Annotated in this window: 14 protein-coding genes and 1 tRNA gene; 5 read left to right on the top strand and 10 right to left on the bottom strand. The window is 69.6% G+C overall.

What is annotated here, in order from left to right:
• Positions 1-81: 81 nt before the first annotated feature.
• The 4 genes from cysN to ABT352_RS39690 all read right to left on the bottom strand — a co-directional run bounded on the left by cysN (position 82) and on the right by ABT352_RS39690 (position 4,702).
• Positions 82-1,344: a sulfate adenylyltransferase subunit CysN gene (gene cysN, locus ABT352_RS39705; protein WP_350950226.1), complete on the bottom strand. Its 1,263-nt coding sequence runs from the start codon at positions 1,342-1,344 to the stop codon at positions 82-84.
• A 130-nt stretch (positions 1,345-1,474) separates the two neighbouring features.
• Positions 1,475-2,389, bottom strand: a complete 915-nt coding sequence (cysD, locus tag ABT352_RS39700) for a sulfate adenylyltransferase subunit CysD (protein WP_350950225.1) — start codon at positions 2,387-2,389, stop codon at positions 1,475-1,477.
• 19 nt (positions 2,390-2,408) lie between these two features.
• Positions 2,409-3,176: a 3'(2'),5'-bisphosphate nucleotidase CysQ gene (locus ABT352_RS39695; RefSeq protein ID WP_350950224.1), complete on the bottom strand. Its 768-nt coding sequence runs from the start codon at positions 3,174-3,176 to the stop codon at positions 2,409-2,411.
• Positions 3,176-4,702: a sugar transferase gene (locus tag ABT352_RS39690; protein WP_350950228.1), complete on the bottom strand. Its 1,527-nt coding sequence runs from the start codon at positions 4,700-4,702 to the stop codon at positions 3,176-3,178. The genes ABT352_RS39695 and ABT352_RS39690 overlap by 1 nt, the downstream gene beginning before the upstream one ends.
• Before the next feature lie 327 nt (positions 4,703-5,029).
• Here ABT352_RS39690 and ABT352_RS39685 point away from each other — a divergent pair, with 327 nt between their 5' ends.
• On the top strand, positions 5,030-5,530 hold the full coding sequence (locus ABT352_RS39685) for a 3'-5' exonuclease family protein (RefSeq protein WP_350950223.1): 501 nt from the start codon (positions 5,030-5,032) through the stop codon (positions 5,528-5,530).
• Positions 5,531-5,734: 204 nt separating this feature from the next.
• Here ABT352_RS39685 and pth read toward each other — a convergent pair whose 3' ends face one another.
• The 5 genes from pth to ABT352_RS39660 form a co-directional block, all read right to left on the bottom strand.
• Positions 5,735-6,340, bottom strand: a complete 606-nt coding sequence (gene pth / locus ABT352_RS39680) for an aminoacyl-tRNA hydrolase (protein ID WP_350950222.1) — start codon at positions 6,338-6,340, stop codon at positions 5,735-5,737.
• 61 nt (positions 6,341-6,401) lie between these two features.
• Entirely contained in the window at positions 6,402-7,013 is a 612-nt protein-coding gene (locus ABT352_RS39675; RefSeq protein WP_350950221.1) for a 50S ribosomal protein L25/general stress protein Ctc, read from the bottom strand.
• 242 nt (positions 7,014-7,255) lie between these two features.
• On the bottom strand, positions 7,256-8,233 hold the full coding sequence (locus tag ABT352_RS39670; protein ID WP_350950220.1) for a ribose-phosphate diphosphokinase: 978 nt from the start codon (positions 8,231-8,233) through the stop codon (positions 7,256-7,258).
• 100 nt (positions 8,234-8,333) lie between these two features.
• Positions 8,334-9,785: a bifunctional UDP-N-acetylglucosamine diphosphorylase/glucosamine-1-phosphate N-acetyltransferase GlmU gene (gene glmU, locus ABT352_RS39665; RefSeq protein ID WP_350950219.1), complete on the bottom strand. Its 1,452-nt coding sequence runs from the start codon at positions 9,783-9,785 to the stop codon at positions 8,334-8,336.
• A gap of 166 nt (positions 9,786-9,951) precedes the next feature.
• Positions 9,952-10,023: transfer RNA gene (locus tag ABT352_RS39660), tRNA-Gln, on the bottom strand.
• Positions 10,024-10,424: 401 nt separating this feature from the next.
• On the opposite strand from ABT352_RS39660, the gene ABT352_RS39655 reads away from it, so the two are divergent.
• From ABT352_RS39655 to ABT352_RS39640, 4 genes are all read left to right on the top strand, one after another.
• Positions 10,425-11,366, top strand: coding sequence for an acyl-CoA desaturase (locus ABT352_RS39655; RefSeq protein ID WP_350950218.1), 942 nt, complete (start codon positions 10,425-10,427; stop codon positions 11,364-11,366).
• Positions 11,367-11,416: 50 nt separating this feature from the next.
• A complete protein-coding gene (locus tag ABT352_RS39650) occupies positions 11,417-12,568 on the top strand; it encodes a TetR family transcriptional regulator (protein WP_350950217.1) in 1,152 nt (383 codons plus the stop codon).
• A 62-nt stretch (positions 12,569-12,630) separates the two neighbouring features.
• Entirely contained in the window at positions 12,631-14,694 is a 2,064-nt protein-coding gene (locus ABT352_RS39645) for an RNA degradosome polyphosphate kinase (protein WP_350950216.1), read from the top strand.
• Positions 14,687-15,565: an NUDIX hydrolase gene (locus tag ABT352_RS39640; protein ID WP_350950215.1), complete on the top strand. Its 879-nt coding sequence runs from the start codon at positions 14,687-14,689 to the stop codon at positions 15,563-15,565. Before ABT352_RS39645 ends, ABT352_RS39640 begins: the two co-directional genes overlap by 8 nt.
• Positions 15,566-15,707: 142 nt before the next feature.
• On the opposite strand, the gene ABT352_RS39635 is transcribed toward ABT352_RS39640, so the two are convergent.
• Positions 15,708-17,186, bottom strand: a complete 1,479-nt coding sequence (locus ABT352_RS39635; protein ID WP_350950214.1) for a CYTH and CHAD domain-containing protein — start codon at positions 17,184-17,186, stop codon at positions 15,708-15,710.
• Between the last annotated feature and the right edge of the window lie 129 nt (positions 17,187-17,315).

Raw genomic sequence — 17,315 nt, 5'->3', positions numbered from 1 at the left:
CCGCTGGTCGCGATGGACGGCCTCGGCCTGGTCATCCAGCGTCGGCTGGTGCGCTGAGTGAGCTCTCCAGGCGGGGTGCGCCTACTTGGCGTCGACGATCATTCCGGCGCCGACGGTGTTGTTGGTGGACTCGTCCACCAGGATGAAGCCGCCGGTGAGGCGGTTGCGGGCGTAGTCGTCCACGAACAGCGGGCGGGTGACGCGAAGCGAGACCCGGCCGATCTCGTTGAGGCCGAGCGACTGTGCCGTCTCGTCCCGGTGCAGGGTGTTGACGTCCAGCCGGTAGTGCAGGTCCTTGACCAGGGCACGGGCCGTGCGGGTGGTGTGCTTGATGGTCAGCTTGGCTCGCGGGGCGAGCTTGGCGGTGTCGGCCATCCAGCAGATCATCGCCTCCAGCTCCTGGGAGACGTGCGGCTGGTTGTTCGGACGGCAGATCATGTCGCCGCGCGAGATGTCGATGTCGTCCTCCAGTCGCAGGGTGACCGACATCGGGGGGAACGCCTCGTCGAGCGGCCCGTCGAAGGTGTCGATCGACGCGATGCGCGTGGCCAGTCCCGAGGGCAGGTGCATGACCTCGTCGCCCGGCTTCAGCACCCCTCCGGCGACCTGGCCCGCGTAGCCGCGGTAGTCGTGGAGTGAGGGGTCGGTGGCCCGCTGCGGGCGGATGACGTACTGCACGGGGAAGCGCACGTCGACCAGGTTGCGGTCGGAGGCGATGTGCACGTGCTCCAGGTGGTGGAGCAGGGAGGACCCGTTGTACCAGGGCGTGTTCTCCGAACGGGACACCACGTTGTCGCCGTGCAGCGCCGAGATCGGGATGAACGTGAGGTCCGGCGCGTTCAGCTTGGAGGCGAACGCGGTGAACTCCTCACGGATCTCCTCGAACCGCTCCTGGGAGTAGTCGACCAGGTCCATCTTGTTGACGGCGAGGACGAGGTGCGGCACCCGCAGCAGGGTGGTGAGGAAGGCGTGCCGCCGCGACTGTTCGAGCACGCCCTTGCGTGCGTCGATCAGGACGATCGCCAGGTCCGCGGTGGACGCGCCGGTGACCATGTTCCGGGTGTACTGGATGTGCCCGGGGGTGTCGGCGATGATGAACTTGCGCCTGGGAGTGGCGAAGTAGCGGTAGGCGACGTCGATCGTGATGCCCTGCTCCCGCTCGGCCCGCAGGCCGTCGGTGAGGAGCGACAGGTCGGTGTACTCGGTGCCGCGGTCACGGGAGGTGCGCTCGACGGCCTCCAGCTGGTCCTCGAAGATCGCCTTGGAGTCGAAGAGCAGCCGCCCGATGAGGGTCGACTTTCCGTCGTCGACACTTCCCGCCGTGGCGAAGCGAAGAATGTCCATTAGCGCTGCTCTCCAGAGGTCGTACGGCGTGCGCGGCCGGACCGCGCGGGAAGGGACTCGCGGTGCGCCGGGGGGACCGGGTGGGCCAGGTCGCACGGGGCGCACGGGGCGTCGAAGATTCGGACTCTCACTAGAAGTAGCCCTCCTTCTTGCGGTCCTCCATGGACGCCTCGGAGGCCCGGTCGTCGGCGCGGGTGGCGCCGCGCTCGGTGATCCGGGTCACCGCGATCTCCTCGATGATCTCCTCGACCGTCGCGGCACCCGACTGGACGGCGCCGGTGCAGGTCACGTCACCGACCGTCCGGTAGCGGACCGTCATCTCCAGGAGCGACTCGTCCTCGTCACGGGTGATGAACTCACTGTCGGCGAGCAGCATGCCGTCGCGCTCGAACACCTTGCGGGTGTGGGCGAAGTAGATCGACGGAATCTCGATCCCCTCGCGCCGGATGTAGTCCCAGATGTCGAGCTCGGTCCAGTTGGACAGCGGGAACACCCGGATGTGCTCGCCCTTGCGGATCCTCGCGTTGTAGAGGTTCCACAGCTCGGGACGCTGGTTCTTGGGGTCCCACTGGCCGAAGTCGTCGCGGAAGGAGAACACGCGCTCCTTGGCGCGGGCCTTCTCCTCGTCGCGGCGGGCGCCGCCGAACACCGCGTCGTACTCGTTCTCCTCGATCGCGTCCAGCAGCGTCGTGGTCTGGAGCCGGTTGCGCGAGGCCCTGCGACCGGTCTCCTCGACGACGCGTCCGGCGTCGATGGAGTCCTGGACGCTCGCGACGACGAGGCGGGCGCCCAGCTCGGCGGCTCGGCGGTCACGGAACTCGATGACCTCGGTGAAGTTGTGCCCGGTGTCGACGTGCATCAGGGGGAAGGGAATCGGCGCCGGCCAGAACGCCTTCTCCGCGATGCGGAGCATGACGATGGAGTCCTTGCCCCCGGAGAAGAGCAGACAGGGACGCTCGAACTCCGCCGCGACCTCACGCATGATGTGAATAGCCTCTGCCTCGAGGACATCGAGCTGCGACGTGGTGTAGTCGCGCTGAAGCATCAGACTCTCCTAGCGGGGATTAGCGGTGCAGATCCCGGATTCCAGCGAGCAACGTTGGCGCCAGTCCCGGTAGGGAAACAAGAATATCCGGCAGTGAGGGGTCGGGCTGGTTGTAGACCAGCGGCGAGCCGTCGATACGGCTCGCGTGGACCCCTGAGGCGAGGGCCACCGCGACGGGCGCGGCGGAGTCCCACTCGTACTGGCCGCCGGCGTGCACGTAGGCCTCGACCTCGCCGGTGAGCACGGCGGAGATCTTGGCGCCCGCCGAACCGATCGGCACCAGGTCGGCGCCGGCGAGACGGGCCAGGTTCTGCACGAACTCCGGCGGGCGGGTCCTGCTGACCGCGATCCTGGGCCTCGCGCCCGCCTCGGGGGCGGGCGGCACGGGGGGTTCGAGGGTGGAGAGCGTACGGCCCTGGGCGGGCAGTGCGACGGCTCCGGCGGTCAGCGTGCCGCGCTCCCAGAGTGCCACGTGGACCGCCCAGTCGGAGCGGCCCTCCTCGGCGAACTCGCGGGTGCCGTCCAGCGGGTCGATGATCCAGACCCGCTCGGCGCGCAGCCTGCGCGAGTCGAGACGCTCCTCGCTGGTCGCCTCCTCGGACAGCACACTGTCACCCGGACGAAACCGGGACAGGGCCTCCATGAGAAACACGTGGGAGGAGGCGTCTCCCTCCTTGCGAAGCTCGGACGGGTCGCCGAAGCCGCGCTCCGCGCGCAGCGCCGCCAGCTTCTCACCGGCCGTCGTCGCCAGTTCGGCGGCGAGCTCGTGATCGTCGCGAACGGTCATCAGTATGCTCCAGCTCCTCGCGCGACAGCCGACCAAGTCTTCCACAGGATCTGCAGGTCCAGCATGAGGGACCAGCTCTCCACGTAACGCAGGTCCAATCGTACGGATTCCTCCCAGGAGAGGTCAGAGCGGCCACTCACCTGCCAGAGGCCGGTCATGCCTGGCTTGACCAGTAATCGACGGCGGACGTCGTCACCGTACCTCGCGACCTCCTCGGGTAGTGGCGGCCGGGGGCCGACCAGCGACATATGCCCCAGAACCACGTTAATCAATTGCGGCAGTTCGTCCAGTGAGTGGCGGCGCAGCCGGGCGCCCAGCGGCGTCACCCTCGGATCATTACGGATCTTGAAGAGCAGGCCGGGACCGTCGCTGGACAGGGCGATCTTCCGGTGCTCGGCGTCGGCGCGCATCGTCCGGAACTTGTAGATCGTGAACTCGGCGCCGTCGCGCCCCACCCTCGTCTGCCGGAAGAACACCGGTCCCGGCCCCGAGGCCCGTACGGCCACCGCCACCCCCGCCAGCAGGGGCAGCAGCGCCGTCAGCAGCAGCCCGGCCCCCACCCGGTCGAACAGGTTCTTGAGCACCTGGCGCAGGCCGGAGATCTCGGGGTGGTCCACGTGCAGCAGTGGCAGTCCCGCCGCCGGGCGAATGGTGATCCGCGGCCCGGCCACCTCCATCAGGGCGGGGGCGACGATCAGGTCCGTGTGGGTCTTCTCCAGCCGCCAGGCCAGCCGCCGCAGCGCCACCCCGTCCATCTCCGGGCAGGCGAGCACGGCCACGGTGTCGGCCGAGACCCGCCCGACCGCGAGCGCGACCTCGGAGAGGTCGCCCAGGACGGGCACGCCCGCCACGTCGCCCATCCCGCCGCGCGAGACGACCGGCACGCTCTCCCCATCGCGCATCCCGCCGCGCGGGATGCACGCCGCCACGACCTCCATGCCGTGGTAGCGCTCCCGGCGGAACCTGCCGACCAACTCGGTGATCGCCGCCCGGTGCCCCACCGCCACGACCCGCCGCATGCACCCGCCCCGCGCCCGCCTGCGGTGCAGGGAACGGCGCAGGGCGTACCTGGCGAGAAGGGTGAGCAGTGTCGTCAGCGGGAGCGCCAGCACCACGTAACCCCGGGCCACTTCGATCTTGGAGAGGTAGGCGCAGACGGCGAGGGCGGCGGTGAGCATGAAGCCGCACTGCAGGATCCGCTGGAACTCCTCGGAACCCAGGCCGATGAGCCGGGGCTCGTAGGCGCGGTTCAGCGCGACCACGCAGACCCAGACGACGGGCAGGGCGGCGCTCAGCACGACGTACGGGAAGACGTAGGCGGTAACCTCGCCGAATCGAACGAACAGCGCGAGGGCTCCGGCCAGGGCGGCGCAGACGGTGTCGGCGGCGACGGCCGTCGCGCGGTGCTTCCGCACCCAGCCCGGCGTGCGCCGCCGCGCGACCGGAACGGCCCCTGCCTCCCGCACGGCCCCGGACCCGCCTTCCCGCACGGCCCCGCTTTCCCGCACGACCCCGGCTTCCCGCATGTGCGGGGCGGCTCCGGCCTCGCGTGTGTGCGGGACGGCTCCGGCTTCGCGTGTGTGCGGGACGGCTTTCGCCTCGCCTTCCCGCACGACCGGCACGGCCTTCCCATCGGCTTCCCACGTGGCCTGGACGGCTCCCGACCCGCTCTGTTGTGCGGCCTGGAATGCGGTCACGTCGCGCACGCGCTCCCCCTGCGTAACCGTTCACGGACAGACAGTCATGGAATGCTAGCGGTGGCGGGAGAGACCAGAAGGTTGAAGACCGAAACATACATCTCTGTGGATGTCGAGGCCGATGGCCCCATTCCGGGGCCTTATTCAATGATCAGCATGGGTATGGCCGTGGCCGGGCGGATGACCGGAAAGGTCTTCGAGCCGGTGGATCCACAGACCCTCACGCTCTACGCGGAGTTGCGGCCGATCAGCGACGACCACGTGCCCGAGGCGCTCGCCGTGAGCGGGCTCGACCGGGAGACGCTGATCCGCGAGGGCCGCGACCCGGCCGAGGCGATGCGGGAGGCCGCCGCGTGGATCCGCGAGGTGTGCGGTAACAGCTCGCCGGTGCTGGCGGCCTATCCGCTCTCCTACGACTGGATGTGGATTTACTGGTATTTCATGCGCTTCACCGGCGCCTCGCCGTTCGGGCACTCGCGGTGCATCGACCTCAAGACGCTGTACGCGGCCAAGGCGGGCGTACCGATCGGCTGGGCGACCAAGCGGCAGATGCCCGAGCACCTGCGGTCCCGGCGTCCGCACACCCACAACGCGCTTGACGACGCGATCGAGCAGGCCGAGCTGCTGCAGAATCTGATGGCGTTCGACCGCCGCTGACATCGGCCACGGGGAGCACGGCACGAACACCCTCGCTTCCCGGCGGGCCGAATGTCCGGAGGGACCGACTCCCCGGGCGGGCCGGCCGTCCGAGCGCTCCGAGCGTCTGGGGCCCCGGCCGTCCGGGGGCTCGTCCGTCCGGACGGGCAGGCGGGCGGGCCGACCTCCTGAGGCCGACCTCCTGAGGCCGACCTCCTGAGCCGGCTATCTGGGCGGGCCGGAGATGTTCAGGTCGCCGGCGTGGAAGGCGTTCTGGGTCGGCTCCAGGCCGACCTTGATCAGCGACTCCACCACGTCGGAGGCGCGGTCGACGAGGAAGGCGAGATCCTTGCGTTCGGCGGTGGCGAAGTCGCGCAGGACGTAGGCCGCGGCGTCCATCCGGCCCGGCGGGCGGCCGATGCCGAACCTCACCCGCAGGTAGTCCTTGGTCGCGAGCGACTTGGTGATCGACTTCAGACCGTTGTGGCCGTTGTCGCCGCCGCCCAGCTTCGCCCTCAACGCGCCGTAGGGAATGTCCAGCTCGTCGTGGACCACGACCACCCTGGCCGGGTCGACCTTGTAGAAGTCGGCCAGGGCCTTGACCGGCCCGCCGGAGAGGTTCATGAAGGACAGCGGCTTGGCCAGCACGGCGGGGACACCCGCCAGGCGGCCCTCCAGGACCTCCGCCCGCGACCTGTGCGCCTTGAACCGTCCTCCGGCTCGCGCGGCGAGCTCGTCCAGGACCATGAACCCCGCGTTGTGCCGGTTCCCGGCGTACTCCGGCCCGGGGTTTCCCAGGCCCACGACCAACCAGCGGTCCACGATCGGCATCCCTTCACACGCGTCAGGGCGGCCCGGTCCCGGGCCGCCCTGACAGATCTAGCAGAGAAAACTACTCGGCGCTCTCGGAGCTCTCGCCCCCGGCGGCCGGAGCGGCCTCGGCCGTCTCGGCGGCCTCGCCCTCCGGCTCGGCGACCGGGGTCGCGGCGACGATGAGGACGAGCGCCTCGGGGTCGGCGGCGAGGGTCGTGCCCTTGGGCAGCTTCAGGTCGGCGGCGGTGATCTGGGTGCCGACCTCCAGGCCCTCGACGTCGACCTCGACGCCCTCGGGGATGTGGGTGGCCTCGGTCTCGACGGAGACGGAGACGAGCTGCTGGTCGAGGATGCCGTCGGCGACGTCGCCCACCACGGTGACGGGGATGTCGACGGTGACCTTCTCGCCGCGACGGACGAGGATGAGGTCGACGTGCTCCAGGAAGCCCTTGATCGGGTCGCGCTGGACGCCCTTGGGCAGGGCCAGCTCGGTCACGGCGCCCTCAAGGCGGATCAGCACGTTCGGCGTACGCAGGGCGAGCAGCAGCTCGTGACCCGGCAGGGACAGGTGCTGGGGCTCGGTGCCGTGCCCGTAGAGGACGACGGGGACCTTGTCCTCGCGACGGATCTTGCGGGCGGCGCCCTTGCCGAACTTGTCACGGAGTTCGGTGGTGATGACCACTTCGGACATGGCTGATCTCCTAGGGATCTCGGGAATCGGAAAGGTGCGCTCCCCCTCACCCGCCCTAGCGGAAGGCGTTACGAGCGCACGCAATCCCACAACCCTACCGTGTCAACGGTGACGCCGAACGCGTCGCGGTCCCGAACGCCCTCGGACAGCTCAGGAAGGGGCTTCACCGCGCTCCGGGAACGGGAAGGAGGGCCGTCCCCGGGAACGCGTGCACGACGGTTTCCCGGGGACGGGACGGGGTGTCAGCTGTCGCCCTCGAAGAGGCTCGTCACCGAGCCGTCGCTGAAGACCTCGTTGATGGCGCGGGCGATCAGGGGGGCGATCGACAGCACGGTGAGCTTGTCGAACCTCTTCTCCTCGGGCAGCGGCACCGTGTCGGTGACGATGACCTCGGAGATCCCGGAGTTCTTCAGCCGGTCGACCGCGGGGTCGGAGAACACCGCGTGGGTGGCGGCCACGACCACGTTGGTCGCGCCCTGCTCGTACAGCGCGTCGGCCGCCTTGCAGATCGTCCCCGCGGTGTCGATCATGTCGTCGATCAGCACACAGGTCCGGCCCCTCACCCGGCCGACGACCTCGTTCACCTTCACCTGGTTGGCCACGTCGAGGTCGCGGCGCTTGTGGATGAAGGCGAGCGGGGTGCCCAGCGTGTCGGCCCAGCGCTCCGAGAGCCGTACCCGGCCGGTGTCGGGCGAGACGACCGTGGTGCTGGCGAGGTCGAGCTTGTCCTTGAGGTAGTTGACCAGGACGGGCATCGCGAACAGGTGGTCCACCGGGCCGTCGAAGAAGCCCTGGATCTGGGAGGTGTGCAGGTCGATCGACATCAGCCGGTCGGCCCCGGCCGTCTTGAACATGTCGGCCATGAGGCGGGCGGTGATGGGCTCGCGGCCCCGGCCCTTCTTGTCCTGGCGGGCGTAGCCGTAGAACGGCATGATCACGGTGATCCGCTTGGCGGAGGCGCGCTTGAGCGCGTCCACCATGATCAGCTGTTCCATGATCCACTGGTTGATCGGCCAGGTGTGGCTCTGCATGACGAACGCGTCGCAGCCGCGGACCGACTCCTGGTAACGGGCGTAGATCTCCCCGTTGGCGAAGTCGCGCAGCGTGGTCGGCGCCGCGTCGACCCCGAGGTGGCTCGCCACCGCGTCCGCCAGCTCCGGGTGCGCGCGTCCGGAGAAGAACATCAGGTTCTTCTCACCGGTCTTCTTGATGCCGCTCATGCCGTCCCCCTCGCCTGAGAGCCCGCCGATACCCGCGCGACGCCGCCGCGCCCGCCGGACCGCCCATCGGGCCGCTCGCCGGGCCGCTCGCTTCGCTCACTCACGTCTGGCTCCCCTGCTGTTCCCCGGCCTCGGCGGCCCGTAGCGCCGCCTCGGCCGATCTGGTGCCCGCGCGCCTGCGCGCGACCCACCCTTCGATGTTGCGCTGGCGCGCACGTGCCACCCCGATCGCTCCCGGGGGGACGTCTCCGTCGATGACCGATCCCGCGGCCGTGTACGCGCCGTCGCCGATCGTGACCGGCGCGACGAGCATGGTGTCGCACCCGACGAAGGCGTTCTCTCCCACCGTCGTGTGGTGCTTGTTGACCCCGTCGTAGTTGACGAAGATCGCCGAAGCGCCGATGTTGGCGCCCGCACCGATCGTGGCGTCGCCCACGTAGCTCAGGTGTGGCACCTTGGCCCCCTCACCGACCTGCGCGTTCTTCATCTCAACGTACGTCCCCGCCTTCGCCTTGCGCGCCAGGACCGTGCCGGGGCGCAGGTAGGCGTACGGCCCGACCAGGGCCTCGGGGCCGATCACGGCGTCGACGCAGACGGCGTTGCGCACCAGCGCGCCCTCTCCGACGATCGTGTCGGTCAGGGTGCTGGCGGGGCCGATCTCCGCGCCCTCGGCGACCGTCGTGCAGCCGTGCAGCTGGGTCCCGGGGTGGATCACCACGTCCGCCTCGAGGATGACGTCGGCGTCGACCCATGTGGTGGCCGGGTCGATCACGGTCACCCCGGCCCGCATGTGGGCCTCCAGCAGGCGCGCGTTGAGCACCCTGCGGGCGAACGCCAGTTGTACGCGGTCGTTGACGCCCTCCACCTCCACGTAGTCGGCCGCGATGTGCGCGCCGACCCGGTGGCCGTCCTCCCGCAGGATCGCGAGGACGTCGGTGAGGTACTCCTCGCCCTGGGCGTTGGAGGTGGACACCCGCTTGACCGCGTCGGCGAGCAGGAGTCCGTCGAAGGCGTAGACGCCGGAGTTCATCTCCTTGATCGCCCGCTGCGCGGGGTTCGCGTCCTTCTCCTCGACGATCTCCAGGACCGCTCCCGAGGCGTCGCGGACGATCCGGCCGTAGCCGCGTGGATCGGGGACCTCGGCCGTCAGCACGGTGACGGCGTTGCCGTCTTGTCCGTGCCGTTCGAGCAGGGCGGCGAGGGTCTCGGCGCGCAGCAGCGGCGTGTCGCCGTACGTCACCAGGACGGTGCCGTCGATGGTGCCGGTCGCCTCCAGTGCGGTCCTGACGGCGTGGCCGGTGCCCTTCTGCTCGGTCTGGACGACGGTCCGCGCGTCGGGATCGGTCCCGGTCAGGTGCGCCTGGACCCGCTCCCTCTCGTGGCCGATGACGACGACGAGCCGCTCGGGTTCGAGGTCCCTGGCGGCGGCGAGCACGTGGTCGACCAGGGCTCGGCCGCACAGCTCATGGAGGATCTTCGGTGTTCTCGACTTCATCCGGGTGCCCTCGCCTGCGGCGAGGACGATGACGGCTGCCGGGCGCGGCACACTCACGGACGAGGCTCCCTCGGCGTCGCGACTGAGACATGGCGAAGCGTGGTGACGGACGGCTACCCCGGGGGGCTGCGTCCTCACCTGCTCGACACCGTGAGGATACCTTCCCCCTCGGGGAGCCACTCAGCCGACCAGCCGAGCGAATAAAACAGACAGAAGTGGATTGCTCCGGCACCAGGACTCGAACCTGGACAACAAGGACCAAAACCTTGCGGGCTGCCAATTACCCAATGCCGGACCGGTCGGGCGATCGGGACGGAACCCGTACGCCCGGCACCCCTACGATACAGAGCCCGCACCGCCGAACGCGCCCCGTTTCCGCACCCGCTTCCGCGACCTGTCCCCGCGGCCCGCGCAATCGGGCACGCGCCCGGTCGCCCGATCCCCCGGGCATCCCGGACGCCTCAGGGGACACGGATCCCCCGGGCGCCACCGGCCTCACGGGCGGGCGCGCGCGGGATCCTCGTTTAGCAGGTCAGCCGGGGGTAGAACAAGTGATGGACCCGCTACGGAGTGAATCCCAGAGAGTCATGTTCCTGACATTAGGCGCTTAGGTGTTCCTAACTTACGATTGCGTAGGTTACGGTTGCGTAGCCGGACATGAGTCCTTGCCTTTTCCGAGCCACCGCGAGGTAGCGCATGACCCTCATCGAAGAGCGCCCTGCTCAGGGCCCAAAACCTGACATCGACCCCGAGCGGAAGACCCTGCCCGAGATCATCACCTTCGGGGTGGTGGTCGGCGCCCCGCTGATCGCGCTGGTCGTGGCCGTCCCGTTCGCCTGGGGGTGGGGACTCGGCTGGTCCGACGTCATCATCGCGAGCGTCTTCTACGTGGTCACCGGACTGGGCGTCACCGTCGGCCTGCACCGCCACTTCACGCACGGCTCGTTCAAGGCCAAGCGCCCGCTGAAGATCGCGTTGGGCATCGCCGGCAGCCTCTCCATGGAGATGTCGGTGCTCGACTGGGTGGCCACCCACCGCAAGCACCACAAGTTCTCCGACAAGGAGGGCGACCCGCACTCGCCGTGGCGCTTCGGCACGGGCTTCGTGGCCGTGGCCAAGGGCCTGCTCTGGGCACACATGGGCTGGCTGTTCGAGGCCGACAGGGCCAACCGCGAGAAGTACGCGCCCGACCTGGTCAAGGACCCGGACATCATCAAGCTGCACAAGTTCTTCCCCGTGCTGGCGATCACCACGATGGTGATGCCCGCCCTGCTGGGCGGCCTGCTGACCTGGTCGTGGTGGGGCATGGCGACCGGCTTCTTCTGGGGCACGCTGGTCAGGATCGGCCTGCTGCACCACGTCACCTGGTCGATCAACTCCATCTGCCACGTCTTCGGCGAGGAGTCCTTCGAGTCGCGCGACAAGTCGCGCAACGTGTGGTGGCTCGCCATCCCCTCCTTCGGCGAGTCCTGGCACAACCTGCACCACTCCGACCCGACCTGCGCCCGGCACGGCGTGCTGAAGGGGCAGATCGACCTCAGCGCGGGTGTCATCCGCTGGTTCGAGAAGGCCGGATGGGCCTACGACGTGCGCTGGCCGACGCCCGAGCGCCTCGCCGCCAAGCGCATCGCCGCCTGACTCGGGGCTCGGGTCCCGTCCGGGAGCAGGGGAACGCCATTATTAGAGACGTGAGCGAACCCCGACGGCGCATGTCAGGCAAGGAACGCCGGGAACAGCTGATCCAGATCAGCAGGACCCTGTTCGCGGAGAAAGGGTTCGACGGCACATCGGTCGAGGAGATCGCGGCGACCGCGAACGTCTCCAAACCGGTGGTCTACGAGCACTTCGGCGGCAAGGAGGGCGTGTACGCGGTCGTCATCGACCGGGAGATGCAGAAGTTACTGAGCCTGGTGACCGAGGCGCTGTCCGCCTCGCACTCGCTGATCAAGCTGGAGAGGGCGGCTCTCGCCCTGCTGGCCTACGTGGAGGAGAACAGCGAGGGTTTCCGCATCCTCGTCCGTGACTCGCACGCCGCCTCGGGGACCGGCACGTTCGCCAGCCTGATCAACGACATCGCCAGCCAGGTCGAGGACGTCATGGTCGACGAGTTCGTCGAGCGGGGCTACGACCCCAAACTGGCTCCCATGTACGCCCAGATGCTGGTCGGCATGGTGGCGCTGACCGGCCAGTGGTGGCTCGACGTGCGCAGACCGGCGCGCGAGGAGGTCGCCGCCCACCTGGTCAACCTGGCCTGGAACGGTCTGACCGGCCTGGACCCCAACCCCCGGCTGACCGCGGCCTCGCGCGGCCTGGAGCACCGGCTCGCCCATCCCCAGCCGCGCCCGTCAGAACCCCACCCCTCCGGCCCCCGGCCGCGCGCCACCGGGCCGGAGCAGAAGGAGCCGGAGGAGCCGGAGCCTCCCCCGGAGGAGCCGCCGCCCCTGACGGAGAAGGAGATCCGGGAGCTGGAGAAGGCCCGCGAGCGGGAGCTGAAGAACCAGGAGAAGCTGCGCGAGCGCGAGCTCAAGGAGCAGGAGAAGCTGCGCGAGCGCGAGCTCAAGGAGCAGGAGAAGGCCCGCGAGCGCGAGCGGCGCGAGGCCGAGAAGCTCGCCAAGGACCTGGAGAAGATCCGGCTCCGCGAGCAGCGGGAGCTGGAGAAGGTGCGCGAGCGGGAGTACCGGGAGCAGCAGCGACTGCTGCGGGAGCAGGAGAAGGCCCGCGAGCGGGAGCTGCGAGATCTGGAGAAGGCGCGGCTCAAGGAGGCCAAGGCCACAGGCGAGGGCCGCAGGCACGCAAGCTCCGTCGATGCGGGGCGGGAAAAGCTTGAACCAAGTGAGTAAGCAACAGCGCTCGTTGAGACGAAGTTAACGTTCCGTTCAACCAAAGCGGGCATTCTGGTCATATGTCCGCTGAACTCGTTCGCCCGGCCCCCGATGGGCTCTCCCTACCCCAGGAACGCTTCCTCAACCGGGAGGAGAGCTGGCTCCAGTTCAACCAACGGGTTCTGGAGCTGGCGGAGGATCCGTCGCTGCCCCTGCTCGAACGGGTGCGGTTCCTCGCCATCTTCGCCAGCAACCTCGACGAGTTCTTCCGCGTACGGGTGGCCGGGTTGAAACGACGGATGGCCACCGGCCTGCTGCTCCGCACGAAGAGCGGGCTGAAACCGCGTGAGGAGCTGGCGAGGATCGCGGCCATCGCCAACGACCTCGCGCAGCGGCAGTCGGCCTGCTTCCACGAGCGGATCTGCCCGCAGCTGGGCGCCGAGGGCATCGAGATCGTGCGCTGGGACGATCTGGGCCGCGACGAGCGCAGCGAGATGCGCAAGCTCTTCAGGGAGCGGATCAGGCCGGTGCTGACGCCGCTCGCCGTCGACCCCGCCCATCCTTTTCCGTACATCTCGGGTCTGTCCCTGAACCTGGCCGTCACCGTCCGCAACCCCTCGACGGGCAACACGGTCTTCGCCAGGGTGAAGGTGCCCAGCCAGCTCCCCCGCTTCGTCACGGCCTCCAGGGACCGCTTCGTCCCGCTGGAGGACGTGATCGCCGCCCACCTCGGACAGCTGTTCAAGGGCATGGAGATCGTCGAGCACCACGTCTTCCGGGTGACCCGCAACGAGGACCTCGACGTCGACGAGGACGTCACGGAGAACCTCATGCAGGCGCTGGAGCGCGAGCTGCTCAAGCGCCGCTTCGGCCCCCCGGTCCGGCTGGAGGTCGAGGACACCATCACGCCCGAGGTGCTCGACCTGCTGGTGGACGAGCTGGGGGTCGCCGAGCACGAGATCTACCGGCTGCCGGGGCCGCTGGACCTGACCGGGCTGCACGCGATCGCCGACCTGGACCGGGGCGAGCTGAGCTTCCGCCCGTTCGTGCCCGCCGAGGTCGTGCACGTCGAGGATGACATCTTCGCGGTGCTGCGCGAGCGGGACGTGCTGCTGCACCACCCGTACGACTCGTTCTCCACGAGCGTGCAGCGCTTCATCGAGCAGGCCGCGGCCGACCCGGCCGTGCTCGCCATCAAACAGACGCTCTACCGCACCAGCGGCGACTCGCCGATCGTGGACGCGCTGATCGACGCCGCCGAGGCGGGCAAGCAGGTCGTCGTGGTCGTGGAGATCAAGGCCAGGTTCGACGAGCACGCCAACATCACCTGGGCGCGCAAGCTGGAGCGGGCCGGATGCCACGTGGTCTACGGCGTCGTGGGCCTGAAGACCCACTGCAAGCTCGCCCTGGTCGTGCGCCAGGAGCCCTCGGGCGAACTGCGCAGCTACTGCCACATCGGCACCGGAAACTACAACCCCAAGACCGCCAGGCTGTACGAGGACCTCGGCCTGCTCACCGCCGACCGGCTGGTCGGCGAGGACGTCACGGACCTGTTCATCCACCTCACCGGCTACTCCAACCACTCGGCCTACCGGCGGCTGCTCGTCGCCCCGCACTCGCTGCGCGGCGGGCTGCTGGCCAGGATCGAGCGGGAGATCTCCCACCAGGAGGCGGGACGGCCGGCCAGGATCAGGATGAAGACGAACTCCCTGGTGGACGAGCCCATCATCGACGCCCTCTACCGGGCGTCACAGGCCGGCGTACCGGTGGACCTGTGGGTGCGCGGGGTCTGCACGCTCCGCCCCGGCGTCCCCGACCTGTCGGAGAACATCAGGGTGCGGAGCGTGCTCGGCCGGTTCCTCGAACACTCGCGGATCTACGAGTTCGGCCACGGCCGACGCCCGGAGATCTGGATCGGCAGCGGTGACATGATGCGCCGCAACATCGAGCGCAGGGTGGAGACGCTGGTCAAGGTCTCCAGCCAGCAGCAGCGCAACTATCTCAGCGACCTGCTGGACCGGGCCATGTCCGACGACACCGCGACCTGGTGGCTCAACTCCGACGGCACCTGGACCCGGCACCCCGGCGACGACCTGCAGACCTATCTGATCGGCACCCGCAGGTGGAGAGCGATCGATGACTGAGCGCGTCCCCCGTCCGGACGACATGATCCACGCGGCCGGGGCGGTCATCTGGCGCGGCTCCCCCGACGCGCCGGAGGTCGCGCTCGTCCACCGGCCCAAGTACGACGACTGGTCGTTCCCCAAGGGGAAGCTGAAGCGCGGTGAGCACCCCGTCGCCGGCGCGCTGCGGGAGGTGGCCGAGGAGACGGGCCTCACCGTGGAGTTCGGCCGGTCGCTGCCGTCGAGCCACTACCTCAAGGGCGGGCGGCCCAAGCGGGTCGACTACTGGCTGGCCAGGACGGTCTCCGAGGGCCGGCGCACCGACACCGACGAGGTCGACGGCGTGGCCTGGCTACCGGTGGAGGAGGCCGCACGGCGCCTGACCTACGAGTGGGACGCCGGGCTGCTGCGCGCGCTCGGCGAAGCGCCGCTCGCGACCACCCCGCTCGTGCTGGTACGACACGCCCTGGCGGGAAACCGGCAGGACTGGAAGGGCGACGACGACGACCGGCCGCTCGACGGGCGCGGGCGCGGGCAGTCCGAGGTGCTGGCGAGCGTGCTGGGCGCCTTCCGCCCCGCGGAGCTGGTCAGCTCACCCAGCAGGCGGTGCGTACAGACCCTGGAGCCGTACGCCGAGCGGGCCGGTCTGTCGATCCGGCTCGAATCCGTCCTGTCGGAGAACGGCTACGACTGCCGGGCCTCCCTGCGCCTGGCCACGGAGGCGATGGCCTCGAACCGGCCCGTCGCGCTCTGCAGCCACGGCAAGGTCCTGCCCGAGCTGATCGCCGGGCTCGACGAACGGGCGGGCGACACGCGGCTGGCCAAGGGCGCGTTCATGGTGCTGCACCACGCGGACGGCGACGTCGTGGCCGTGGACGCCTACGACGTCTGACGGCACGCCGGAGGCGCCGGCCGTCCTTCCGAAAGGACCTCGTGCCGCCGGAGGTGTCGGCCCCCTTCTGCGAAAGACCTCTGCCGCCGGAGCCCACCGTGGCCGAGACGCCGGGTGGGGTCGTCCCCGTTCGGCCGTCCCTTCAGAGGATCTTCGCGACGGCGACCCTGGTCTTCTCCCAGATCCGGGGGAACTCCTCCCACGCGCGCGCGGCCGCGGCCCGCTCCACGCCGGTCAGCACGCCGTAGGTGAACGTGTCCTCCCCGACCAGGCGGGCGTTTCCGGCCTCGGCCGCGAGCCGCTCCTGCGCGACGACGCCGTCCATGTGGTTGCCCAGCACCTCCTGGACGTCCTCCGCCCGCTTGGCCAGCTTCCTCATGCCGATCACCTCGGCGGTGTAGCGGGCCCGTTTGGCCGCCTTGCGCACCTCGTGCATCGCGACCTCGCGCTCGGACTCGTCCTCGACGGCCTGGGCGGTGTCGTAGATCCTGGTGACCCGGCGCCAGCTCTTGGCGGCGACGACCTCCAGGGTGTCGGCGGGCTTCTTCGCGGCCTTGGTGAGCACCGGGGTGCCGGTCAGGTCGTCGAGGGCGTCGAGCAGGGCGAAGTAGCGCTCCCCGCCCATGATGTCCCTGATCCGGTCGAGGGCCTCGTGCTCGTCGTCCAGCAGGTCGGAGCTGAGCCTCGCCCGCACCGGGCCCACGATCAGCGCGTCGTCCAGGCTGTCGAGCCGGCGCGCGAACCGCTCACGGATGACCTCCAGGTCACGTGCCTCACCGAGGACCGCGCCGAGCCACTTGAGCTCCTTCCTGAGGTCGTCGGTCCCCTCGACGACCGTCTTGAACGACTTCAGCGCGCTGCGGAGCCGCCGGGCGGCGACGCGCATCTGGTGTACGGCGTCCTCCTCCGCCTTCCTGACCCGGGGGTCCTGGGCGAGCAGCGCGCCGACCTGGGAGGTGAGGTAGTCGAGGACGACCTCGCCCGCCGACCCGGGAGCGGTCTCGGCGCGCGGATGCTCCGAGACCGCTCCGGCGCCGCCGAGCAGGCGCGCGAGCTTGCTCGCCGAGTCGGCGGGGACGGCCCCCGCCTTGCCCAGCCGCTTGCCGACCTTCTTCAGGAGCTTCTCCTCCCCCTGGAGCAGCTCCGCCTCCACCTCGCGCCAGCGCTCGACGTGGGGTTCGTCACCGAACACGGTGCCCTTGACCCGGTCGTCGGCGATCTCGACCAGCCCCACCCCGGCACCGTTGACCAGGGTGGTGACGGATCGGCGGGTGTCCAGCTCGGCGATGGGCGCGAGCGGGGCGCCCCGGGTGTAGGCGAGCACGAGGTCCGCCAGCTCGGCCGGGACGATCTTGGCGCTCCGGGTCAGCGGGTGGGTGATCTCCTGCCGGACGCCCTTGGCCTTGGGAAGTTTGAGGTGCCAGCCGGGATCGGTGCCGCCCCTGCGCCTGCGCAGGGTGATCCCCCGCGCGGCGAGCCTCAGATCGGGCGTGTCGAAGTAGAGGGCGACCAGCTGGTGGCTTTTCGGCCCCACCACCCCTGTCGAACCCGGCAGGCCGGTAAGGTCCGGCAGCCGGTAGTCCACCGGCACGTCGAACTTGTCCTCGATCTCTATTCCCACAGGTCATCCCCAGATTTGCCCAGATATCTACCGTCTCTTCGCAGTATTTATTGATGCCCTGTCATCCGTCCAGGAACCCCGACCCATCGCCGTGACCAGGACACCACCGCTGTCCGGGCTACATTCCAA

This window comes from Streptosporangium sp. NPDC000563 (assembly GCF_040299985.1).
Lineage (GTDB): Bacteria > Actinomycetota > Actinomycetes > Streptosporangiales > Streptosporangiaceae > Streptosporangium.
The sequence above is the reverse complement of the archived record's forward strand: the minus strand, read 5'-3'. Positions and strand labels throughout refer to the sequence as shown.

What these genes read in the sequence shown, in the direction of transcription:
- cysN (WP_350950226.1), bottom strand. Translation starts at nt 1,344, where the DNA reads ATGGACATTCTTCGCTTCGCCACGGCGGGAAGTGTCGACGACGGAAAG.
- cysD (WP_350950225.1), bottom strand. Translation starts at nt 2,389, where the DNA reads ATGCTTCAGCGCGACTACACCACGTCGCAGCTCGATGTCCTCGAGGCA.
- ABT352_RS39695 (WP_350950224.1), bottom strand. Translation starts at nt 3,176, where the DNA reads ATGACCGTTCGCGACGATCACGAGCTCGCCGCCGAACTGGCGACGACG.
- ABT352_RS39690 (WP_350950228.1), bottom strand. Translation starts at nt 4,702, where the DNA reads ATGCGGGAAGCCGGGGTCGTGCGGGAAAGCGGGGCCGTGCGGGAAGGC.
- ABT352_RS39685 (WP_350950223.1), top strand. Translation starts at nt 5,030, where the DNA reads ATGGGTATGGCCGTGGCCGGGCGGATGACCGGAAAGGTCTTCGAGCCG.
- pth (WP_350950222.1), bottom strand. Translation starts at nt 6,340, where the DNA reads ATGCCGATCGTGGACCGCTGGTTGGTCGTGGGCCTGGGAAACCCCGGG.
- ABT352_RS39675 (WP_350950221.1), bottom strand. Translation starts at nt 7,013, where the DNA reads ATGTCCGAAGTGGTCATCACCACCGAACTCCGTGACAAGTTCGGCAAG.
- ABT352_RS39670 (WP_350950220.1), bottom strand. Translation starts at nt 8,233, where the DNA reads ATGAGCGGCATCAAGAAGACCGGTGAGAAGAACCTGATGTTCTTCTCC.
- ABT352_RS39655 (WP_350950218.1), top strand. Translation starts at nt 10,425, where the DNA reads ATGACCCTCATCGAAGAGCGCCCTGCTCAGGGCCCAAAACCTGACATC.
- ABT352_RS39645 (WP_350950216.1), top strand. Translation starts at nt 12,631, where the DNA reads ATGTCCGCTGAACTCGTTCGCCCGGCCCCCGATGGGCTCTCCCTACCC.
- ABT352_RS39640 (WP_350950215.1), top strand. Translation starts at nt 14,687, where the DNA reads ATGACTGAGCGCGTCCCCCGTCCGGACGACATGATCCACGCGGCCGGG.